The organism is Pseudomonas sp. AF32, assembly GCF_022342325.2.
Taxonomy (GTDB): Bacteria; Pseudomonadota; Gammaproteobacteria; order Pseudomonadales; family Pseudomonadaceae; genus Aquipseudomonas; species Aquipseudomonas uvaldensis.
Map to the genome: position 1 here is coordinate 188,065 of NZ_RQJK02000007.1, position 21,589 is coordinate 209,653.

At 63.1% G+C, this 21,589-nt stretch carries 17 protein-coding genes; 6 read left to right on the forward strand and 11 right to left on the reverse strand.

What is annotated here, in order from left to right; all coding sequences use genetic code 11:
- Nucleotides 1-118: 118 nt before the first annotated feature.
- Together EGM97_RS09325 and EGM97_RS09330 are read left to right on the forward strand one after the other, a co-directional pair.
- On the forward strand, nucleotides 119-2,119 hold the full coding sequence (locus tag EGM97_RS09325) for a peptidase U32 family protein (protein WP_238963425.1): 2,001 nt from the start codon (nucleotides 119-121) through the stop codon (nucleotides 2,117-2,119).
- A gap of 240 nt (nucleotides 2,120-2,359) precedes the next feature.
- On the forward strand, nucleotides 2,360-4,099 hold the full coding sequence (locus EGM97_RS09330) for a dipeptidase (protein WP_238963427.1): 1,740 nt from the start codon (nucleotides 2,360-2,362) through the stop codon (nucleotides 4,097-4,099).
- 171 nt (nucleotides 4,100-4,270) lie between these two features.
- On the opposite strand, the gene EGM97_RS09335 is transcribed toward EGM97_RS09330, so the two are convergent.
- On the reverse strand, nucleotides 4,271-4,498 hold the full coding sequence (locus tag EGM97_RS09335; RefSeq protein ID WP_238963429.1) for a DUF3079 domain-containing protein: 228 nt from the start codon (nucleotides 4,496-4,498) through the stop codon (nucleotides 4,271-4,273).
- 197 nt (nucleotides 4,499-4,695) lie between these two features.
- On the opposite strand from EGM97_RS09335, the gene EGM97_RS09340 reads away from it, so the two are divergent.
- The 4 genes from EGM97_RS09340 to EGM97_RS09355 are packed head-to-tail and all read left to right on the forward strand — an operon-like array spanning nucleotide 4,696 to nucleotide 7,799.
- Nucleotides 4,696-5,226 (forward strand): iron transporter, encoded by a 531-nt coding sequence (locus EGM97_RS09340; protein ID WP_238963431.1) that lies wholly within the window; start codon nucleotides 4,696-4,698, stop codon nucleotides 5,224-5,226.
- Between the two features lie 2 nt (nucleotides 5,227-5,228).
- Entirely contained in the window at nucleotides 5,229-5,573 is a 345-nt protein-coding gene (locus tag EGM97_RS09345) for a cupredoxin domain-containing protein (RefSeq protein ID WP_238963435.1), read from the forward strand.
- 22 nt (nucleotides 5,574-5,595) lie between these two features.
- On the forward strand, nucleotides 5,596-6,450 hold the full coding sequence (locus EGM97_RS09350) for an FTR1 family iron permease (protein WP_238963437.1): 855 nt from the start codon (nucleotides 5,596-5,598) through the stop codon (nucleotides 6,448-6,450).
- Nucleotides 6,438-7,799, forward strand: coding sequence for a 4Fe-4S binding protein (locus tag EGM97_RS09355; RefSeq protein WP_238963439.1), 1,362 nt, complete (start codon nucleotides 6,438-6,440; stop codon nucleotides 7,797-7,799). The genes EGM97_RS09350 and EGM97_RS09355 overlap by 13 nt, the downstream gene beginning before the upstream one ends.
- Before the next feature lie 152 nt (nucleotides 7,800-7,951).
- Here the strand turns inward: EGM97_RS09355 and EGM97_RS09360 are convergent, their stop codons facing one another.
- The 10 genes from EGM97_RS09360 to EGM97_RS09405 form a co-directional block, all read right to left on the reverse strand.
- Nucleotides 7,952-9,571 carry a methyl-accepting chemotaxis protein gene (locus EGM97_RS09360; protein WP_238963441.1) on the reverse strand — a complete coding sequence of 540 codons (1,620 nt, stop codon included), beginning with the start codon at nucleotides 9,569-9,571 and terminating at the stop codon, nucleotides 7,952-7,954.
- Nucleotides 9,572-9,676: 105 nt separating this feature from the next.
- Nucleotides 9,677-10,372: an anaerobic ribonucleoside-triphosphate reductase activating protein gene (locus tag EGM97_RS09365; protein ID WP_238963442.1), complete on the reverse strand. Its 696-nt coding sequence runs from the start codon at nucleotides 10,370-10,372 to the stop codon at nucleotides 9,677-9,679.
- Nucleotides 10,369-10,530 (reverse strand): anaerobic ribonucleoside-triphosphate reductase, encoded by a 162-nt coding sequence (gene nrdD / locus EGM97_RS09370; RefSeq protein ID WP_053151391.1) that lies wholly within the window; start codon nucleotides 10,528-10,530, stop codon nucleotides 10,369-10,371. Before nrdD ends, EGM97_RS09365 begins: the two co-directional genes overlap by 4 nt.
- A 31-nt stretch (nucleotides 10,531-10,561) precedes the next feature.
- Complete coding sequence (locus EGM97_RS09375; protein ID WP_238963444.1) at nucleotides 10,562-12,577, reverse strand: ribonucleoside triphosphate reductase; 2,016 nt, start codon at nucleotides 12,575-12,577, stop codon at nucleotides 10,562-10,564.
- Nucleotides 12,578-12,844: 267 nt separating this feature from the next.
- Complete coding sequence (gene moaA / locus EGM97_RS09380; protein WP_238963446.1) at nucleotides 12,845-13,837, reverse strand: GTP 3',8-cyclase MoaA; 993 nt, start codon at nucleotides 13,835-13,837, stop codon at nucleotides 12,845-12,847.
- A 25-nt stretch (nucleotides 13,838-13,862) separates the two neighbouring features.
- Nucleotides 13,863-14,831, reverse strand: coding sequence for a peptidylprolyl isomerase (locus EGM97_RS09385; RefSeq protein WP_238963448.1), 969 nt, complete (start codon nucleotides 14,829-14,831; stop codon nucleotides 13,863-13,865).
- A gap of 10 nt (nucleotides 14,832-14,841) precedes the next feature.
- The gene (gene narI / locus EGM97_RS09390) at nucleotides 14,842-15,522 is read right to left on the reverse strand and encodes a respiratory nitrate reductase subunit gamma (RefSeq protein ID WP_238963451.1); all 681 of its coding nucleotides are present in this window, start codon (nucleotides 15,520-15,522) and stop codon (nucleotides 14,842-14,844) included.
- Entirely contained in the window at nucleotides 15,515-16,270 is a 756-nt protein-coding gene (narJ, locus tag EGM97_RS09395; RefSeq protein WP_238963462.1) for a nitrate reductase molybdenum cofactor assembly chaperone, read from the reverse strand. Before narJ ends, narI begins: the two co-directional genes overlap by 8 nt.
- A 2-nt stretch (nucleotides 16,271-16,272) precedes the next feature.
- Complete coding sequence (narH, locus tag EGM97_RS09400; RefSeq protein ID WP_238963470.1) at nucleotides 16,273-17,811, reverse strand: nitrate reductase subunit beta; 1,539 nt, start codon at nucleotides 17,809-17,811, stop codon at nucleotides 16,273-16,275.
- Nucleotides 17,812-17,821: 10 nt separating this feature from the next.
- Nucleotides 17,822-21,589: a nitrate reductase subunit alpha gene (locus tag EGM97_RS09405; RefSeq protein WP_238963472.1), complete on the reverse strand. Its 3,768-nt coding sequence runs from the start codon at nucleotides 21,587-21,589 to the stop codon at nucleotides 17,822-17,824.

The window sequence follows — 21,589 nt, forward strand, 5'->3', positions numbered from 1 at the left end:
CCCTGCGAACCGCCGTGCATCGGTCCGGCGCATGTAAATCCAAGTCCACAGGTGCCGGCCAGGCGTCTGGCGGCTACAATGCGCGCTTCGACCGTGACCAGCCTGATCAGAAAAATACATGTCCTTGCCCAAACATCACCTGGAATTGCTCAGCCCTGCCCGCGACGTGACCATCGCCCGCGAGGCCATCCTGCATGGCGCCGACGCCGTGTACATCGGTGGCCCGAGTTTCGGCGCCCGTCACAACGCCTGCAACGAGGTGGGCGATATTGCCCGGCTGGTGGAATTCGCCCATCGTTACCACGCCCGGGTGTTCACCACCCTCAACACCATCCTGCATGACAACGAGCTGGAACCGGCCCGTCAACTGATCCATCAACTGTACGATGCCGGCGTCGATGCGCTGATCGTCCAGGACCTTGGGGTGATGGAGCTGGACATCCCGCCGATCGAGCTGCATGCCAGTACCCAGACCGACATTCGCACCCTGGCACGGGCGAAATTCCTCGATCAGGCCGGTTTTTCGCAGCTGGTGCTGGCCCGTGAGCTGAACTTGCAGGAAATCCGCGCCATCGCCGACGAAACCGATGCCGCCATCGAGTTCTTCATCCATGGCGCACTGTGCGTGGCGTTCTCCGGCCAGTGCAACATCTCCCACGCCCAGAACGGCCGCAGCGCCAACCGTGGCGACTGCTCCCAGGCCTGCCGCCTGCCCTACACCCTCAAGGACGACCAGGGCCGGGTGGTTGCCTACGAAAAGCACCTGTTGTCGATGAAGGACAACAACCAGAGCGCCAACATCCGCGCCCTGGTGGAGGCCGGCGTGCGCTCTTTCAAGATCGAAGGACGCTACAAGGACGTGGGTTATGTGAAGAACATCACCGCCTACTACCGCCAGCGCCTGGACGATGTGCTCGAAGACCGTCCCGACCTGGCTCGGGCGTCCAGCGGCCGTACCGCCCACTTCTTCGTGCCCGACCCGGACAAGACCTTCCATCGCGGCAGCACCGACTACTTCGTCAGCGAACGCAAGATCGACATCGGCGCCTTCGACTCACCGACCTTTACCGGCGTGCCAGTGGGCGTGGTGGAAAAGGTCGGCAAGCGCGACCTGCAAGTGGTGACGTTCGACCCATTGTCCAACGGCGATGGCCTCAATGTGCTGGTCAAACGCGAAGTCGTGGGTTTCCGGGCGAACATCGCCGAACCCAAGGGCGAATTCGAGGAAGACGGCCAGAAGCGCTACCGCTACCGTGTCGAGCCCAACGAAATGCCGGCCGGGATGTACAAGTTGCGCCCCAACCACCCCTTGAGCCGCAACCTGGACCACAACTGGCAGCAAGCCCTGCTCAAGACCTCCGCCGAGCGTCGGGTGGGCCTGGCCTGGATCGCTCGCCTGCGTCAGGAGCGTCTGGAACTGACCGCCACCAGCGAGGAAGGTATCAGCGCCAGCGTTACCCTCGAAGGGCCATTCGGCCTGGCGAACAAGCCGGAACAGGCACTGGACCAGTTGCACGATCTGCTTGGCCAGTTGGGGACCACCGAATACCACGCCACCGACATCGAACTGGACGCGCCCCAGGCGTTCTTCATTCCGAACTCACAACTCAAGGCGCTGCGTCGCGAAGTCATTGAAGCCTTGACCGCAGCCCGCATCAAAGCTCACCCCCGCGGCGGCCGTAAAGCCGAGACCAACCCACCGCCGGTGTACCCGGAGTCGCACCTGTCGTTCCTCGCCAACGTCTACAACCAGAAGGCCCGCGACTTCTACCACCGCCATGGCGTGGAACTGATCGACGCGGCATTCGAGGCCCACGAGGAAACCGGCGAAGTACCGGTGATGATCACCAAGCACTGCCTGCGCTTCTCGTTCAACCTCTGCCCCAAACAGGCCAAGGGTGTCACCGGCGTACGCACCAAGGTCGCCCCGATGCAACTGATTCAGGGGGACGAAGTGCTTACCTTGAAGTTCGACTGCAAGCCGTGCGAAATGCATGTGATCGGCAAGATCAAGGGTCACATCCTTGACCTGCCGTTGCCGGGCAGCACCGCAGAACCGGTGGTCGGCTACATCAGCCCTGAAGATCTGCTCAAGACCATTCCCCGCGCGCCGCATTGACCGGGCATGCTCTTGTGGGAGCGGGCTTGGTCGCGAAAGCGGTCGTACCGTCCATGAAGATCGACTGATATGGCCTCTTCGCGGGCAAGCCCGCTCCCACAGGGCGGGGGGGGCCGTGGGAACTTGACCCTTCACTCAACATTTGCCTTTGTGCGGACTTCCCGAGGGTGCTAGGTTGTAAGTGCTTGTTTCTTTGAACTGACACTTACTCCAATCCTCCGCAAAGGAATGCCTCTCGCAATGGACTTTTCCCTCAAGCACCTGGCCGTGACCTCCCTGCTGCTGTCCAGCCTCACCTCGATCACCACGCCAGCCTTCGCCAACATTACCGCGCAACAGAGCGCAGCCATCGTCAAGACTTTCTCCGACCGCTCAGTGACGGACTTCCGTCAATTCCTGACAAGCGTCGGCAAGAGCGACGTGGCAAAAACCGCCAGCCTCACTCCGGCCATCAACGCCTTCCTTGACAACAAACCCCTTTCGGCTGAGCAACAGAACGAAATCCATCGCCTGCTCGGCCTTTATGCACGAGTGAAATACGGCGAGGCGGCCACCGAAACCCTGCGCGAACTGGTTGCCATCCCGACCTTCCGCAAAGACGGTGTCGCCCAGCACGAGAACCCGGAGTTCCTCAAGATCGCCGACAAGATCAAGAGCCTGGCCCAATCCTTCAACCTGAACTTTCGCAACGTCGACAACCGCGTCTATGAAATTTCCCTCGAAGGCAGTGGCAGCGAAGTCGTGGGCATTCACGCCCATGCCGACGTGGTACCGGTGACACCGGAAAACTGGGTGTTGAAGGACGGCACCCGCCTCGACCCGTTCAAGGTCACGCTCGTGGGCGACCGCATGTATGGCCGGGGTACCGAGGACGACAAGAACGGCATCGTCGTGGCGCTCTATGCGATGAAGATCATCAAGGAAGAAAAGCTGCCCTTGGCGAGGAATTTCAAGCTGCTGGTCGACACCACCGAGGAAACCAGCGGTGACGCTATCCCTTACTACTTCGAACGCAACCCGACGCCTGATTACAACCTGGCGCTGGACGGCGGCTACCCCGTGGTGATCGCCGAAAAGGGCTACGGCACGGTCATGGCCAACTTCGCTCGGCGCACCGCACAGGGCAAGGGCGCCGAAATCATCGGTTTGACGGGGGGCCTGGCCACCAACCAGATTCCGTCGACCTCGGTTGCCACCTTTGCCGGTGACAAGCCTGCCGAACTGGCCGCCGAGCTGCTCAAGGCCGGTACCGACTATGCCAAGCGCAACGGTGGCAACTTCGAGGTGGCGTCCAACGTTGTCGGCAAGGACGTCCAGCTGACCTTCACCGGCGTTTCCGCCCATTCCTCCGAGCCGGAGTCCGGCGTGAATCCGGTCGCCCGGATGCTGGACTTCATCAACGGCCTCGACGGCAAGGTAGCGCTCAAGCACAATCACATCACCGACGCTGCCCGCTACGCCGCCGACAACTGGGGCCTGGACTACCTGGGCAAGAAGCTGGGGATCGGTTTTTCCGACACCTTCATGGGTCCGCTGACCGCCTCCCTGACCTACGTCGGGATGGACGACAAGGTCTTCAAACTCGCCGTGAACCTGCGGGTGCCGGTGGGCAAGCCCACGGAAAAACTCAAGGCAGAAATAGCCGACAAACTGGCGGCCTGGAGCAAGAAGTCCCACGTGACTGTGGCCTTCGATTACTCCATCGACGAACCGATGTACCGCAACCCCGAGGGTGAATGGGTCAAGGCGCTGCTGGCGGTGGCCACTGAAAACCTGGGCATGGAACACAAATTCGGCACTTCGGCGGGCGCCACGTCGGTCCACGACTTGCCCAATGGCGTGCAATTCGGCCTGGCCATGCCTGACGTGAAGTACACCGGTCACAACGATAACGAGTTCAAGACCGTCGAGCAGTTCATGCTGGACTTGCAGATCGTGACCGAGATGATGGGGCGAGTCGGGCAATTGCCGACGTTGTGAATCCCCCTATCCAGAGGGATTGGCTTTAATGTGGCGAGGGGATTTATCCCCGCTGGGGTGCGCAGCAGCCCCCAGTCCGCCGCTGTGGTGTTTCAGGCAACTGATGATTGTGCTTCTTTAGGACTGCTGCGCAGCCCAGCGGGGATAAATCCCCTCGCCACACGGATTAGCTCATTGCTCTGGATGAGCGGCGCTTTCATCCACGTTGTTTTCCGTGATGTCGGTCAGCTCCAGGCCCCAATCCCCATGCAGGTACCAATCCTCGCCGATCATCTCGGCCGGGTGCATCGTCCGGTCGGCGCCGTTGCCGCAGGCCAGGGCGCTTGACGCACAGTACCGGTCACAGCCCCAGCAGATACGTTCCGGGTGTTTGGGACTCAGGGGAAAGGGCTTGGCCATGGGAACCCCGCTGACAATGGGTGTATCCGCACCCTACCGCGCCCAGCCGGAATCGCTCTTGATTTCGATCAAGAGCCCCCGATCAGAAAACCAGCCCCGCCTCGGTACAATCACCCTGAAAATTGACAATAATCATTATTATTCGCAGCAAAGCTCCCTAGACTCCGGCCAACTCTCACGTCGTCCAGGAAGTCACCATGCGCACGCTCGCTCCCCTGTCCCTCGCCCTGCTCGCTCTTGCACCGTTGGCCCAGGCCAAGGAATACCCCATTGGCGAACCGCAGATGTGTCCCGGCCTCGAAGTCGGAGCGGTGTACCTGCAACCGATCGAAATGGCCCCCGCCGGCATGATGCGCCCTACCGCCGATTCGGACGTTCACCTGGAAGCCGACATCCGCGCCACGGCGGATAACCAGCAGGGCTTCCAGGAAGGCAGCTTCGTGCCCTACCTCAACGTGTCGTTCCAATTGAAGAAACAGGGCGACGACACCCCGATCAAGGGTGATTTCCACGCCATGGTCGCCAACGACGGGCCGCACTACGGCGACAACGTGAAACTGCTCGGCCCCGGCAAATACCAATTGACGTTCACCCTCCTGCCCCCCGGCGGCCATGCATCCCTGGGTCGTCATACCGACAAGGAAACCGGCGTGGCGCCGTGGTTCGAACGCTGTGAGCTGCACTACGAATTCGTCTACGCCGGGATTGGCAAAAAAGGCGGGTATTGAGGATGGGACGTGCAACCCGCGCACGGCCCCTGGCCTGGCTGATGCTGGCTGGGCTGGCGTTGCCTTCGATGGCCCAGGCCGAACTGCCGACCTACGAACTGAGCATACGCGATGGACACTTTACCCCCGCGCTGCTGGAAGTGCCGGCGGGACAACGCTTCAAGATCGTCCTGAAAAACATCGGCCAGGGCCCGGCCGAGTTCGAAAGCACACCCTTGCGGGTGGAAAAGGTGCTGTCCCCCGGCGTCACCACCTTCGTCGTGATCCACCCGTTGCGTCCGGGCCACTATCCGTTTTTCGACGAATTCAATCCGCAACTGCCCGAGGGCGGCATCCTGGCCCGGTAAGCGGCCAGCAGGAGGCGTTTGCATGACTCAATCGATGTTTATTGTCTGGCGCGAAAGCGTCGAGGCGTTATTGGTGATCGGGATTCTCCAGGCCTGGGTCAGCCGCCAGCCACAGGGCCGGCAACTGTCCCGCTACGTATGGGGCGGCGCGGTGTTGGGCCTGCTGCTGTCGGCGGTGCTGGCCGGCCTGATCCTGCTGGCGGGCGAAGCCATGAGCGGTTCGGCCAACGAATGGTTCCAGGCCTCGCTGGCGATGATCGCAAGCCTGCTGATCGTGCAGATGGTGGGCTGGATGCACCGCAACGCCCGCACCCTCAAACAAGACCTGACACGCGATGCCAGCCATCGACTGAACCGCCAGGGGGGCCTGGGGCTGTTGCTCCTGGCGCTGCTGGCCGTCAGCCGCGAAGGCAGTGAAACCGTGGTTTTCCTGTATGGCGCCGGTGCTCGCCTGCAGGGGACCTCGTTGGGCCTGTTCGCCATCGGCGCTGTGGCGGGACTGGCCATGGCGTTGCTGACCGTCTCCGTGCTGCACGGCAGTCGCCGGTTCATTTCATGGCCGCGTTTCTTTGCAATCAGCGAAACGATCCTCTTGCTGCTCGGCGCGGCGCTGCTGGTCAGCGGCATCGAGCGGATCGGCGGGCAACTGCTCGCGATGGATTGGCCCGAGGCGGTGTATCGCGGCATCGGTGACGCCCTGTGGGACAGCAGTGCGATCCTGGATGACGGCCACGGGTTCGGCGGTTTCCTGGCTGATTTTGCCGGGTATCGGGCGAGTCCCAGCGCGCTGACCCTGATCGTGTGGATCGGCTACTGGCTGGCCGTCGTTGGCTGGCTACGCCCCCGCAAGGCGGAACACCTGCCATGCCCCACCTGAATAACTGGCTCCAGCGCCTGGGCGACGGCATGCGGCGCCACGGCGCAACCATTCGCGCCGTGCAATGGGCGGTGGTGCTGTTCTATGCCGTGTTGCTGGTGGTGCCCGCCCTGCTGCCGCTGCCGGACAGCCAGGCACGAATCGTCGATAACCTCACCCTGCTGGCGCAGTTTCTGTTCTGGGGCCTCTGGTGGCCGTTCGTGTTGCTGTCGATCGTGTTGTTCGGTCGACTCTGGTGCGGCGTGTTATGCCCCGAAGGTGCCCTGAGCGAATGGGCCAGTCGTTATGGCAAGGGCCTGGGGATGCCAAAAGGCTTGCGCTGGGCCGGTTGGCCGACCCTGGCGTTCTGCCTGACCACGATCTATGGCCAACTCATCAGCGTCTACGACTATGCCCAGGCAGCGTTGCTGATCCTGGGTGGGTCGACCATCGCGGCGGTGGTCGTCGGCCTGCTCTTCGCCCGTGGCAAGCGGGTCTGGTGTCGTTACCTGTGCCCGGTCAGCGGCGTCTTCGCCTTGCTCGCCCGTCTGGCGCCGATGCATTTCCAGGTGGACGAACAACGCTGGCTGGCGAATGCCGGCCCTCGCCTACCGCCCCCCAACTGCGCGCCGCTGTTGGACATTCGTCGTCTGCGCGGCGCCGCCGATTGCCACGCCTGTGGCCGTTGCAGCGGCCAGCGCGATGCCGTTCGCCTGATTGCCCGTTCCAGCAACCAGGAGATTCTTCAGTCGACCAGCAGCAGCGTGTCGCCCTGGGACGTCCGCTTGCTGCTGTTCGGTGTCATCGGCCTGGCCATGGGCGCCTTCCAGTGGACCGTCAGCCCCTGGTTCATCGCCCTGAAGCAAGCACTGGCCCAATGGCTGGTGGCCCATGATTGGCTCTGGCCTTTGCAGGACGATGCGCCCTGGTGGCTGTTGACGCACTATCCCCAGGCCAACGACAGCTTCAGTTGGCTCGACGGTTTTTGTATCCTCGCCTACCTGGGCCTGAGCGCGTTGCTGTTGGGCATCTCATTGATGCTGCTGATGCGCCTGGCGGCCAGAGTCTCGGGCGACGCTGCACAATATTGGCCCTTAGCCATCACCCTGACGCCCCTTGGCGGTGCGGGGCTGTTCCTCGGCTTGTCGGCCACCACAGTGAAATTGCTGCGCTATGAAGGGCTGGTGCTCGACTGGGTACAGCCCGCCCGGGCTGCGTTGTTGATCGCGGCCATAGGCTGGAGCCTGTGGCTGGGCTGGAAACGATTGGAGCAGACGACGCCGTCTCGCAGGGTGCCCGCCATGGCTTGCCTGATATCGGCAAGCGGCTTGGTGGGCTATGGCTGGTGGTTGCAGTTCTGGGGGTGGTGATCTTATGGGGCGTTCACAACCCCTGGGTACAACCGGATCCTGTGGGAGCGGGCTTGCTCGCGAATGCAATGTGTCAGTTATGCATATGTAACTGAAAGACCGCTTTCGCGAGCAAGCCCGCTCCCACAGAAGATTCGTGATGTCCCTGCTGGCTATACCTTGAACCGCGCCACCGTCTCATGCAGCGACCCGGCCATCTGCGCCAGGTCCTGACCGGCCGTGTCGGTATGCCGGGCCCCCAGCAGCACCTGTTCGGACAGGTTGCGGATGCCCACCAGGTTGCGGTCCACTTCCCGGGCCACCAGGGCTTGTTGTTCCGTGGCGCTGGCGATCATCAGGTTGCGTTCGTTGATCTGCGAGATCGAACGGGCGATTTCATCCAGAGCGTCGCCCGAGCGCTGGGCCACTTGCAAGGTGGTCTGCACCCGTTCGCTGTTGCTTTGCATGGCGCTCACGGCATGGCCACTGTCCTGGCGGATGTTGCCGATCATGTCCTCGATTTCCCGGGTCGAATCCTGGGTGCGATGGGCCAGCGCCCGGACTTCGTCGGCCACCACCGCAAAGCCACGCCCGGCATCGCCGGCGCGGGCGGCTTCGATGGCGGCGTTCAAGGCCAGGAGGTTGGTCTGCTCGGCGATGCTGCGAATCACGTCCAGCACCGAACTGATGTCCTCGACCCGCCCGGCCAGTTGCTGGATACGCGCCGACGTGTCCGTCACGCCATCGGCCAACGCGAAAATGGAAGCGACCGTCTGCTGGACCTGCTCACGGCCACGCTGGGCCGTCTGCTCGGAAACGCGCGACGCCTCGCTGGTGCTCACGGCGTTGCGCGCCACTTCATCCACCGCGGCGGTCATCTGGTTCACCGCCGCCGCGGCCTGCTCGATCTCCATGCCCTGCAGTTGCAAGGTGCTGTTGGTCTGGCTGCTCACGGCACTCAGTTCTTCGGATGAACTGGCCACCCGGTCGACCGACGCCGCGATGTGGCGGACCATGGCGTTGAGGCTCTGCTGCATGTCGTGCATGTTGCTCATCACGCTGTCGTTGGCGCCGACACCCACCGGCACGCGAATGGTCAGGTCACCCTGGGCGATGTGGTTGAGTACCCTTGCCGCGTCGCCGGGCTCGCCGCCCAGGGGACGGGTCACGCTGCGGGTCACGAGGATCGCGACCGTGCTCACCAGGGCCAGGCACGCCAATACCAGCGCCAGCATGTTGCGCCGCGCATCGTTGTAGCGGTCCTGGGCCAGGCGTTCGCGCTCGGCAAACAACCGGCCCTGCATCGCCATCAGCCCTTCAAGGCTTTTGTACACCTCAAGCTCCGCCGGGATCACACCCTGCTTGAGCTGCGTCATCGCCTCCTCCGTTGCGCCCTGGCGGATCAACGCCTGCACCTGGACGAACGCCGCCACATAGGCCTCTCGGCGCTTCTTCAGCTCGGCATAGGCCGCCTTGCCCTCGGGCTGGAACAACAGCGGCTCCAGGGTGGCAAAGGCCTGGGTGATGCGTTGCCGGGTAGCGTCGATGGATTGCTGGACCTGAGCGTTGTTCTTGTCGATCAACAGGTCACGGGTGTTCCTGGCGTTATCGCGCACGCCCGTGGCGATCACCATGATCGGATCGATCTTCGGCCAGTCCTGGCGGACGATCTGCTCGGCCTGGTCGCGCAACGTCGCCAGGTCATGCAAGGCGTACAACGCCAGGGCGATCAAGGCCAAGGGCGCGATGGCAAAGCCGATCACGATACGTCGGGCAGTGGTGAGTCTGGTCATGTCAAATGCTCCCTGTTCAACTACCTGCCAATCCGGCAGCGCATTTGAAAACCTTGGAAAGAAATGGCCCGGTCAGCCGAGCCGCTGTGCCTCATCGCGCAGCGATCAACTGCGCAACACGAACGAGGGGAATAATTCGCGCAGGGCGCCCCACAGCTCGGGCTGCAAGGCGTGTGCCGAAACGCTGGAGAGATGGGGATCGAGCATCCGCGCGGTGCGCACCAGTTGCACGGCAAAACGCGTGACGCCGCGCTCGCTCAGGCGCCGGGCCAGGGTCAGCAGGCGTTCGGGGTCGAACAGATGCCAATGGACCGTGGTGCGAATTTCATAGTCCACGCCGCTGTCCAGCAGGTGATCCAGGCTGCGCCAGTTGGCGGCGCCGCTGCCTTCGACCCGGGTCACGTCCAGCGCGTCTTCGGGCAGGGCCTTGATGTCGAAGCCGACCCAGTCGGCCCGGCCCACCACCTTGGCGAACGCCGCCGGCTTGATGCCGGCGCTGTGCAAGCCGATGCGAAACCCCATCTGCCGCACCTCCTCCATGGCCGACGCCAGACCGTCCTGCAAGGTCGGCTCACCGCCGCTGAACACCACGGCGTCGAGCAGGTCCTGGCGGCGCTGCAAGAACGCCAGGACCCGGCACCAGTCCACCTCTTCGCTGCCACGCGGCGCGATCAACTGCGGGTTATGGCAGTAACGACAACGCCAGGCGCAACCCTGGCAAAACAGTACGCAAGCCAGTTGGCCCGGATAATCGAGGGTGGTCAGGGGCACCATGCCCCCGACCCGCAGCACTCGACTCATGGACGCCCGGCCGCGCGTTCGGTGAAGTGCACCCGCTCGCGGTGCTCGGATTGCTTGCCCGGGTTGAAGGCCGCCACCGGGCGGTGATAGCCCATCACGCGGGTCCAGACTTCGCAACGTTGACGCTGTGCCTGTGGAACGGTGTGTGATGCGTTCATGGATGAAGCTCCTTGCGGTCGATGGATCGAATCAGTGAACGGTGGCCTGGCGCTGTTGTTGCAGCAGCAAGGCCTCGTCGCATTTGGGGCAGAACTCATGTTCGCCGGCGAGGTAGCCGTGCACCGGGCAGATGGAGAACGTCGGCGTCACGGTCAGATACGGCAGCCGGAAACGCCCCAGGGCCTTGCGCACCAGTTGTTTGCACGCTTGGGTGGAGGAAATCTGCTCGGCCATGTACAGGTGCAACACGGTGCCGCCGGTGTATTTGCATTGCAGTTCGTCCTGCAGTTCCAGGGCCTCGAACGGGTCGTCGGTGAAGCCCACCGGCAGTTGCGAGGAGTTGGTGTAATACGGAGCGACGGGGCTGCCAGCCTGCAGGATGTCCGGGAAGCGCTTGAGGTCTTCCTTGGCGAAGCGGTAAGTGGTGCCTTCGGCGGGTGTGGCTTCCAGGTTGTAGAGATGGCCGGTTTCTTCCTGGAAACGCAGCAGCGTGGCCCGAACGTGATCCAGCAGCTTAAGGGCATACGCCCGGCCCTGTTCGGTGTGCAAGCCCTGCTGGTCATCGGTGAAATTGCGCAGCATCTCGTGCAGGCCGTTCACGCCGATGGTGGAGAAGTGATTGCGCAAGGTGCCCAGGTAGCGCTTGGTGTAGGGGTACAAGCCGGCGTCCATGTGATGCTGGATGACCTTGCGCTTGACCTCCAGGCTCTCCTTGGCCAGCTCCATCAGGGTATCGAGGCGTTGCAGCAGCGCGCTGGTGTTGCCTTTGTACAGATAGCCCAGGCGTGCGCAGTTGATCGTCACCACGCCCAGGGAACCGGTCTGTTCCGCCGAGCCGAACAACCCGCCCCCACGCTTGAGCAGCTCGCGTACGTCCAGTTGCAGGCGGCAGCACATCGAGCGCACCTGGTTGGGCTGCATGTCCGAATTGAGGAAATTCTGGAAGTACGGCAAGCCATAACGGGCGGTCATCTCGAACAGCCGGTCGGCGTTCTCGCTGTCCCACGGGAAGTCATGGGTGATGTTGTAGGTCGGGATCGGGAAGGTGAACACTCGCCCTTTCGCATCGCCGGCTTGCATCACCTCGATGTAGGCGCGGTTGAGCAGTTCCATTTCCGCTTGCAGGTCGCCGTAGGCGAACGGCATTTCCTCGCCACCGATCACCGGGATCTGCTCGCGCAGGTCCTGAGGGCAGACCCAGTCGAACGTAAGATTGGTGAAGGGGGTCTGGGTGCCCCAGCGTGACGGCACGTTGAGGTTGTAGATGAACTCCTGCAACGACTGGCGGACCTCGTCGTAGCTGAGGTTGTCCTTGCGCACGTAAGGGGCCAGGTAGGTGTCGAACGAGCTGAACGCCTGGGCGCCGGCCCATTCGTTCTGCAGGGTGCCGAGGAAATTCACCATTTGCCCCAGGGCACTGCTCAGGTGCCTGGGCGGCCCGGCCTCGACCCGCCCCGGCACGCCATTGAGACCTTCGTGCAACAACGTGCGCAGCGACCAGCCGGCGCAGTAACCGGCGAGCATGTCCAGGTCGTGGATATGCAAATCGGCCTCGCGGTGGGCCTCGCCGATGGCCTGGCTGTAGACTTCGTCGAGCCAGTAGTTGGCGGTGACTTTGCCCGACACGTTCAGGATCAGTCCGCCGAGGGAGTAGCCCTGGTTGGCGTTGGCCTGCACGCGCCAGTCTTCGCGGTCGAGGTATTCGTTCATCGACGTGGCGACTTCCACCAGCGTGCGACGGTCCCGACGCAGGCGACCATGTTGCTCGCGGTAGACGATGTAGGCGCGCATGGCGAGAAAGTAACCGGCGTCCATCAGCACCCGTTCGACACGGTCCTGGATCTGCTCGACGTTCAGCCGTGACTGCCCTTCCAATCGCGCCAACACGGCGTTGAGCAACTCCTCGGCCTCGGCCTCGGCGTATTCGCCGGTGGCCTTGCCGGCGGCGATCAGCGCCTGGCGAATCTTGTCCGCATCGAAGGCAACCACACTGCCGTCGCGCTTGTGCAAGCGGTTACAGCCTACTGAGATCAATGTGCTCTGCATTTGGGCTCCAGACACTACATATAGGTTTTTTAAGTTACTTAGACACAATATGCAGTGAAGGGTACGGTGAAAGGGTTGGGTTGCAATTGATCGATATCAAGAATTGGGGGTGGGTTGAAAAGCGAATTCAGCAACACCGCCAATCCCTTGTGGGAGCGGGCTTGCTCGCGAAGGCGCCAGATCAGTCAACATCTTCATCGACTGACCCATCGCCTTCGCGAGCAAGCCCGCTCCCACAAGGTGTTGTGGTGTCTGCCAGGTAGGTGCTCAGCCACCGCTCATGTTCATGAACCGCACTATCTGCACCTCCCCGCCAGGATTGAAGTCATGGCGCAGCGGCTTGCCGCGCAGGGCTTGTTGCACCGCGTGGATCACCGGCTGGTCATCCAGCGGATAGCGCCGCAGCAGGCCCCGCAGGTCCAGGGAATCTTCCTGGCCGAGGCACAGCAACAGCCGTCCCTCGACGGTCATGCGCACCCGGTTGCAACTGGCGCAGAAGTTATGGGTATTGGGAGAAATGAAACCGATGCGGGTGTCCGGATGGCGCTCCAGGCGCACATAGCGCGCCGGCCCGCCGCTGGTTTCGGCGCTGTCGAGCAGCCGATGACGGCTGGCGATCGCGGCCTTGACCTCGTCGCTGGAACAGAACGCCTCGCCCCGGGAACGCCCCACCTCTCCCAGGGGCATTTCCTCGATGAAGCTGATGTCGATGCGCTGCTCGATGGCGTATTGCACCAACGCCGGGACTTCATCGAAGTTGCGCCCCTTCATCACCACGCAATTGAGTTTGATCCGCTCGAACCCCGCCGCCTTCGCCGCCTCGATGCCCGCCAGCACCTGATCCAGGCTGCCGTTGCGGGTGATCGCCCGAAAGCGCTCGCCATCGAGACTGTCGAGGCTGATGTTCATGCGCTTGACGCCAGCGTCCACCAGCGGCCGGGCCAGACGGCCCAGCTGCGAGCCGTTGCTGGTCATCACCAGTTCCCGCAGGCCGGGCAATGCCGCGATGTCGCGACACAACCCGACGATGCCCGGACGGATCAGCGGCTCGCCACCGGTCAGGCGAATCTTCTTCACCCCCATGCCGACGAACAACCGCGCCAGCCGCTGCAATTCCTCCAGGGTCAACACTTGCTGACGCGGCAGGAAGGTCATGTTTTTCGCCATGCAATACACACAGCGAAAATCACAACGATCGGTCACCGACATCCGCAAATAATCGATCTGGCGCCCAAATCCGTCCTGCAACACCGCGTTCATGAATACCCCCTGATTGGCCCGGTGCTCACTGCACCAGCGGTGAGTCGGCGCCCTGGAGATGAATGCCACGGATGTCCGCCGCACCGATCAGGGTTTGCAGGTACTGCACCAACGCCTTTTGCCACACGCCCTGCTGCAACTGGGTCCGGATCGCCGTCGCTACCGCCTCGTAGGGCAGCGGCTGGCCTTCGATACGCTGGTCGATGCTGATCACGTGCCAGCCGTAGCGGCTCTCCAGCGGTTTACCCGCCAGGCCCGCCGGCAGGGTGAACAGCTGACGCTCCAGCTCCGGTACGGTCTGCCCCTTGCTGATCTGCCCCAGCGACCCGCCCTGCTCCTTGGAAGGGCACGCCGAGTACTTCTGGGCCAGCTCGGCGAAGCTGCCCGGATGCTGATCCAGGCGTTCCAGCAACAGCTCGGCCTGCACGTGAGCCAGGCTGCGCGCCTCGGCGTCGTCCGGTGCGCATTCAAGCAGGATGTGCCGCACCGCCAGCAACGGAGCGCTGTGGAAACGCGCCCGGTTGCTCTCGAAGTAACGCCGGCAGGTGGCCTCGTCGCATTGCGGCACCTGCACCTCCCGTTCGAGGAGCAGCCGGGTGGCGGCTTCCTCTTCGTTTTCACCGGCGGCGACCTGCAACGACAGGCCCAGCTCGGCGATGCGTTGCTGCAACAGCTCACGAATCACCAGCGCCCGTGCGGCCTGATAGACCGCCTCCTCGCGGCTTTCGGCCGGGTGGTATTGCAACTCCAGCGCCATCGACTGGGGACTGATAGCGACCCCGTTGACACTGATGATCGGCCACTCCTGCTCGCTGCTGGCGATCAACTGCGGCGCTTCGTCGACTGCCGCCGGACCGGCCTGGGCCGGCTCGAACTGCACCGCACCCACCGGTTCGGCATCGGCAACCGGCGCTACCACCGGCGCCGCTTTAGCCGAAGAACCACAACCACCACTGCCGCCGTTACCGCCACCACATCCGCATCCACTTGCCATGATCGTCTCCTCAGAACTTCTGCCGAACGATTTGATAACGACGTCCCAGGTACCAGACCGGCGCACTGACGATGTGGACCAGACGAGTGAACGGGAACAGCACGAACAGGGTCAGGCCCAACAGCACATGGAGCTTGTAGACCAGGCCCACCGGCGCTATCGAAGTAGCGGCTTCCACTGGACGCAGCAGTACGGTGTTCTGGGCCCAGTCGGCCAGCATCACCATCACCGAGCCGTCCATGTGCGCCGTGGAGGCGACGATGGTCATCAGGCCGAGCACCAGTTGCACCAGCAACACGACGAGCACCAGGATGTCCGAGGTGTTGGACGTGGCGCGAACCCGTGGATCGGTGAGTCGGCGGTTGAGCAGCATCAGCAAACCGATCAGGCCCAGCGCGCCGAAGAGGCCACCGGACACCATCGCCAGCAATTGCTTGTTCTCGGTGCTCAGCACGTGGTGGTAGATGGCCGAAGGCGTCAGCAGGCCGACGAAGTGGCCCGCCAGCACGAACAGCACGCCGACGTGGAACAGGTTGCTCGCCACGCGCATGCCGCCCTTGCTGAGCATCTGGCTGGAGCCGGCCTTCCAGGTGTACTGGGACAGGTCGAACCGCGCCCAGCTGCCAATCAGGCAAATCGCCAGGGCGACGTAGGGATAAACCCCGAACAACAACAGATCCCACTTAGACATTGCCCACCTCCCCGGCAGGCGCAGCGGCCCGCCCTTCATGCTGAAAATCCACCCAATGCAGCGGCACCGCGCTTTCTTCCCGGGCCTTGCCCGGCGCGCTCGGCAACCCACTGCAGCGGTCCTGCTGCTCGGCCTTCATGAAATCCACCGCCTCTTCTTCCCAGACCCGGTCCAGGGCTTCGAGGGAGTCGTCCCGTGGCTCGGCCTTGACTTGCTCACGCAGTTCGGCGACTGCGTCCCGGGGTTCGGCCCCGGCAATCTGCAACAAGGCCCGGAAGCAACTGGCATAGGCGCTTTCGCGCTCCTCCAGGCGCGCCGCGAGCAAGGCCAGCAGATGCGCGACATCCGCCAGGCCCTCGCGGGCCTCCAGGTCGTCGCGGGTGGACAAAAATTCCAGGTACAGCGGAATGTAATCGGGCAGTTCCTTGACGCCGATGGCGAAACCGGCCTCCTCGTACTGGGCCATCATGTCCACCATGGCCTGGCCGCGGTCGCGGGACTCGCCATGGACATGTTCGAACAGCAACAGCGACAACGAACGGCCACGGCCGAACAGCGCGCCGTAGTGTTCCTGGCCGTCCATGAGGTCCTTGCTGCAAATCACGTCCAGCAGCTCGAACAACCCTGCCCGTTGATTCGGGCTGATTTCCCGCGCCTGCAGAATCGCCTGTTCCAACTCGTCACGACCGGCCACCAGGGTCTCGGTCGGATAATCGAGCAGCAACGAAATCACCTTGAGAATGCGCATGCTCAGTCCTCCCACAACTGCACGGTCTTGATCACGTCGCGACGGTTGGCCTTCTTGCCGCCGAACATGTTGGTGTCGGAGCTGCCGCTGCAACCACTGCCGAAGCTGAAGCCGCAACCGGAGCGTTCGGCGAACGCATCGCTCATGGCTTCTTCGCGATGGGCGGTTGGCACGACGAAGCGGTCCTCGTAGTTGGCGATCGCCAGGTAGCGGTACATCTCGTTCACCTGGTTCACGTCCAGCCCGACGTCGGCCAGCACCTTGAGGTCCTGCACACCATCGACCTGTTCGGAACGCTTGTAGGCGCGCATGGCCAGCAAGCGCTTGAGGGCCAGCTTCACCGGTTTCTCATCGCCGGCGGTCAGCAGGTTCGCCAGGTAGCGCAGCGGGATACGCAGGCTGTCGACGTCCGGGATGACCCCGTTCATGCCTACGGTGCCGGCTGCGGCGGCGTTCTGGATCGGCGACAGCGGCGGCACGTACCAGACCATCGGCAAGGTGCGGTATTCAGGGTGCAATGGCAGCGCGAGTTTCCAATCCACGGCCATTTTGTAGACCGGCGAGCGTTGCGCCGAGTCGATCACCGACTGCGGCACGCCATCGGCCAGGGCCTGACGGATCACCGCCGGGTCGTTCGGGTCGAGGAAAATCTCCAGTTGTTTCTCGTAGAGGTCTTTCTCATCGGCGGTGCTCGCCACTTCGCTGATGCGGTCGGCGTCGTACAGCAGCACGCCGAGGTAACGGATCCGGCCAACGCAGGTTTCCGCGCAGACGGTCGGCATCCCCGCTTCAATGCGCGGGTAGCAAAAGATGCATTTTTCCGACTTGCCGCTTTTCCAGTTGAAATAGATCTTCTTGTACGGGCAGCCGCTGATGCACATGCGCCAGCCGCGGCATTTCTCCTGGTCGATCAGGACGATGCCGTCTTCCTCGCGCTTGTAGATCGCCCCGCTCGGGCAGGACGCCGCGCACGCCGGATTGAGGCAGTGCTCGCACAGGCGCGGCAGGTACATCATGAAGGTGTTTTCGTACTCGCCGTAGATGTCCGCCTGGATCTTGTCGAAGTTTTTGTCCTTGCGCCGCTTGGCAAACTCGGTGCCGAGAATTTCCTCCCAGTTCGGGCCCCACTCGATCTTTTCCATGCGCTTGCCCGACACCACCGAGCGCGGCCGTGCGACCGGCTGGTGTTCGCCCAAAGGCGCGGTGTGCAGGTGTTGGTAATCGAAGTCGAACGGTTCGTAGTAATCGTCCAGGCCTGGCAGGTCCGGGTTGGCGAAGATGTTCGCCAACACGCGGAACTTGCCGCCGATGCGTGGGTTGATCGAGCCGTCGGCATTGCGGATCCAGCCGCCCTTCCACTTGTCCTGGTTCTCCCATTCCTTGGGATAACCGATACCAGGCTTGGTCTCGACGTTGTTGAACCAGGCGTATTCCATGCCCTCGCGGCTGGTCCAGACGTTCTTGCAGGTGATCGAACAGGTATGGCAACCGATGCATTTGTCCAGGTTCAGGACCATGCCGATCTGTGAACGAATCTTCATATCAATCTCCTCAATCCAGCTCGGTCGGCAGTGGACGCGGCAGGTCATCGCCGCTGGAACCGTCGAGCCAGTCGACCTTGGCCATCTTGCGCACCACGACGAATTCGTCGCGGTTGCAACCGACCGTGCCGTAATAGTTGAAGCCGTAGGCCTGCTGGGCGTAGCCACCGATCATGTGGGTCGGCTTGAGCACGACGCGGGTTACCGAGTTGTGGTGGCCGCCGCGGGTCTTGGTGGTCTCCGCGCCGGGCACGTTCACGATCCGTTCCTGGGCGTGGTACATCATCACCATGCCTTCCTTGACCCGCTGGCTGACCACCGCCCGGGCAGTCAACGCGCCGTTGGCGTTGAAGCACTCGACCCAATCGTTGTCCTCGATGCCGGCGCGCCGGGCGTCGATCTCGGAGAGCCAGATGATCGGGCCGCCACGGCTCAGGGTGAGCATCAGCAGGTTGTCGGTGTAGGTACTGTGGATGCCCCATTTCTGGTGCGGGGTGATCCAGTTCAGGACGATCTCGGCATGGCCATTGGTGCGCTTGCCCTTGACCACCTCGATGGTGCGGGTGTTGACCGGCGGCCGATAGCTCATCAGTTGCTCGCCGAACGCCTGCATCCAGGGGTGATCCTGGTAGAACTGCTGGCGACCGGTGATGGTGCGCCATGGGATCGACTCATGGACGTTGGTGTAGCCGGCGTTGTAGCTCACGTGATCGTCTTCCAGGCCGGACCAGGTCGGGCTGGAAATGATCTTGCGCGGCTGGGCCTGGATGTCGCGGAAGCGAATCGCTTCGTGCTCCTTGGACACGGCCAGGTGACTGTGATCGATGCCGGTGAACTCCGACAGCGCCGCCCAGGCTTTCACGGCGACATGGCCGTTGGTTTCCGGCGCGAGGGACAGGATCACTTCGGCGGCGTCGATGGCGCTGTCGATCTTCGGCCGGCCCTGGCTGATGCCGGAATCGACTTCGCGGTGGTTCAGTTCACCGAGGAATTTCACTTCGGTGTCGGTGCTCCAGTTGATGCCCTTGCCGCCGTTGCCGAGTTTTTCCAGCAGCGGGCCCAGGGAGGTGAACTGCTTGTAGATGTTCGGGTAGTCACGCTCCACCACTTGCAAGTTCGGTGCGTTCTTGCCCGGCTGTGGCACCTCGCCGGCGGTTTTCCAGTCGCTACCACCGAAGGGCTGGGCCAGTTCGCCGACGCTGTCATGCATCAGCGGTACGGTGACCAGGTCTTTCTCCACGCCCAGGTGCCCGACGGCCATGGCCGAGAACGCCTTGGCGATGCCCTTGTAGATTTCCCAGTCCGAACGCGATTCCCAGGCCGGGTCGATAGCGGCCGACAACGGGTGGATGAACGGGTGCATGTCCGAGGTGTTCATGTCGTCTTTTTCGTACCAGGTGGCGGTCGGCAAGACGATGTCGGAGTACACGCAGGTCGAGGACATGCGGAAGTCCAGGGTCGTTACCAGGTCGAGCTTGCCGATGGCGCCCTCGTCCACCCATTCGGCTTCGGTAGGCTTGCAGGCCCCGACCTTGCCGATGTCTTCGTTCATCACGCCGTTCTTGGTGCCCAGCAGGTACTTGAGCATGTACTCGTGGCCCTTGCCCGAGGAGCCCAGCAGGTTGGAACGCCAGATGAACATGTTGCGCGGGAAGTTCACCGGGTTGTCCGGTTGCTCGCAGGCAAAGCGCAGGGAACCGTCCTGCAGCGACTTGACCACGTAGTCTTTCGGGTCCAGGCCCGCGGCGGCGGCTTCACGGCAGATGTGCAGCGGGTTGGTGTTGAGTTGCGGCGCGCTCGGCAACCAGCCGGCCCGTTCGGCGCGGATGTTGTAGTCCAGGGCGTGCTCGGGGAACTGCGACTTGTCGGCCAGGGGCGAGAGCACGTCGTGCATGCTCATCTTCTCGTGGCGCCATTGCGAACTGTGGCCGTAGAAGAAGCTGGTGCCGTTCATTTGCCGGGATGGCCGGTTCCAGTCCAGGCCGAAGGCCAGGGGCAGCCAGCCGCATTGCGGACGGAGTTTTTCCTGGCCGACGTAGTGCGCCCAGCCGCCGCCGGTCTGGCCGACGCAACCGCAGAGCATGAGCATGTTGATCAGCCCGCGGTAGTTCATGTCCATGTGGTACCAGTGGTTCATCGCCGCACCGACGATGATCATCGAGCGTCCACGGGTCTTGTCGGCGTTGTCGGCGAACTCGCGGGCGATCTGGATCGCTTTCTCGCGGCTCACGCCAGTGATCTGCTCCTGCCAGGCCGGAGTGCCGGGCACCGAGGCGTCGTCGTAGCCCTTGGCGACATTGGCGCCACCCAGGCCGCGGTCGATGGCCAGGTTGGCCGCCGACAGGTCGAACACAGTCGCGACTTTCGCCACGCTGCCGTCGGCCAGCACCACGCTGTGCACCGGCACCCGGCGGAACTGCACCGCGTCGCCGGCCACGTGTTGAAAATGCTCCTGGGACTCACCGGCAAAGTACGGGAACGCCACTTCGGCCACGTCGCCGCCGATCAGGCTGAGCTTGAGGTCGATCTCGCGGCCTTCGCCGCCTTCGCGCGGCAGGATGTTCCACTTGCCCTTTTCACCCCAGCGATAACCAATGGAGCCTTGGGGCGAGACCAGTTGGCCGTCGGCGTCCAGGGCAATGGTTTTCCATTGCGGGTTGTTGTCCTGGCCGAGGTTGTCGGTCAGGTCGCTGGCCCGCAGGAAGCGGTCGGGCTGGTAGCCTGAACCGGGCGCCGCGCCGAGCATCGGCTTGAGCACCACCAGCACCGGCAGGTCGGTGTAGCGCTTGGCGTATTCGGTGAAATAGGCGCTGGGCTTGTCCAGGTGAAATTCTTTGAAGATCACATGGTTGAAGGCCTGGGCCAACGCCGCGTCGGTGCCCTGCTTGGGGTTGAGCCACAGGTCGGTGAGCTTGGCGACTTCCGAGTAGTCCGGGGTGATCGCCACGGTCTTGGTGCCCTTGTAGCGCACCTCGGTAAAAAAGTGTGCGTCGGGGGTACGGGTCTGCGGGACGTTGGAACCCCAGGCGATGATGTAGTTGGAGTTGTACCAGTCGGCCGATTCCGGCACGTCGGTCTGCTCGCCCCAGACCATTGGCGAGGCCGGTGGCAGGTCACAGTACCAGTCGTAGAAGCTCAGGCAGGCGCCGCCGATCAGCGACAGGTAACGGGCGCCGGCGGCGTAGCTGACCATCGACATGGCCGGGATCGGCGAGAAGCCCACCACCCGGTCCGGACCGTGCTGCTTGACCGTGTAGACGTTGGCCGCGGCGATGATTTCGTTGACTTCTTCCCAGTTGGAACGGATGAAACCGCCCATGCCGCGCTTGCTCTTGTACGAGTCGGCCTTGGCCTTGTTCTCGACGATGCTCGCCCAGGCCTCCACCGGCGGCAGGGTCTGCCGGGCCTGGCGCCAGAGCTTGAGCAGGGGCTTGCGCACCTTCGGGTACTTGAGCCGGTTGGCGCTGTAGATGTACCAGCTGTAGCTGGCGCCCCGAGGGCAACCACGGGGCTCGTGGTTGGGCAGGTCGTTACGGGTGCGCGGGTAGTCGGTCTGCTGGGTTTCCCAGGTGATCAGGCCGTTCTTGACGTAGATTTTCCACGAGCAGGAACCGGTGCAGTTCACCCCGTGGGTGGACCGCACGATCTTGTCGTACTGCCAGCGGGAACGGTAAACGTTCTCCCAGTCCCGGGACTCCTTGCGGGTCTCGCCGTGACCTTCGGAGAACTCGCCTTGCTTGCGGTTGAAGAACCGCAGTTGATCCAGTAAATGACTCAC

Coding starts and splice junctions, on each gene's coding strand:
- EGM97_RS09375 (WP_238963444.1), bottom strand. CDS start 12,577: ATGCAGAGCACATTGATCTCAGTAGGCTGTAACCGCTTGCACAAGCGC.
- narJ (WP_238963462.1), bottom strand. CDS start 16,270: ATGCGCATTCTCAAGGTGATTTCGTTGCTGCTCGATTATCCGACCGAG.
- EGM97_RS09355 (WP_238963439.1), top strand. CDS start 6,438: ATGCCCCACCTGAATAACTGGCTCCAGCGCCTGGGCGACGGCATGCGG.
- narH (WP_238963470.1), bottom strand. CDS start 17,811: ATGAAGATTCGTTCACAGATCGGCATGGTCCTGAACCTGGACAAATGC.
- EGM97_RS09340 (WP_238963431.1), top strand. CDS start 4,696: ATGCGCACGCTCGCTCCCCTGTCCCTCGCCCTGCTCGCTCTTGCACCG.
- EGM97_RS09360 (WP_238963441.1), bottom strand. CDS start 9,571: ATGACCAGACTCACCACTGCCCGACGTATCGTGATCGGCTTTGCCATC.
- EGM97_RS09335 (WP_238963429.1), bottom strand. CDS start 4,498: ATGGCCAAGCCCTTTCCCCTGAGTCCCAAACACCCGGAACGTATCTGC.
- EGM97_RS09325 (WP_238963425.1), top strand. CDS start 119: ATGTCCTTGCCCAAACATCACCTGGAATTGCTCAGCCCTGCCCGCGAC.
- EGM97_RS09330 (WP_238963427.1), top strand. CDS start 2,360: ATGGACTTTTCCCTCAAGCACCTGGCCGTGACCTCCCTGCTGCTGTCC.
- narI (WP_238963451.1), bottom strand. CDS start 15,522: ATGTCTAAGTGGGATCTGTTGTTGTTCGGGGTTTATCCCTACGTCGCC.
- moaA (WP_238963446.1), bottom strand. CDS start 13,837: ATGAACGCGGTGTTGCAGGACGGATTTGGGCGCCAGATCGATTATTTG.
- nrdD (WP_053151391.1), bottom strand. CDS start 10,530: ATGAACGCATCACACACCGTTCCACAGGCACAGCGTCAACGTTGCGAA.
- EGM97_RS09350 (WP_238963437.1), top strand. CDS start 5,596: ATGACTCAATCGATGTTTATTGTCTGGCGCGAAAGCGTCGAGGCGTTA.
- EGM97_RS09385 (WP_238963448.1), bottom strand. CDS start 14,831: ATGGCAAGTGGATGCGGATGTGGTGGCGGTAACGGCGGCAGTGGTGGT.
- EGM97_RS09345 (WP_238963435.1), top strand. CDS start 5,229: ATGGGACGTGCAACCCGCGCACGGCCCCTGGCCTGGCTGATGCTGGCT.
- EGM97_RS09365 (WP_238963442.1), bottom strand. CDS start 10,372: ATGAGTCGAGTGCTGCGGGTCGGGGGCATGGTGCCCCTGACCACCCTC.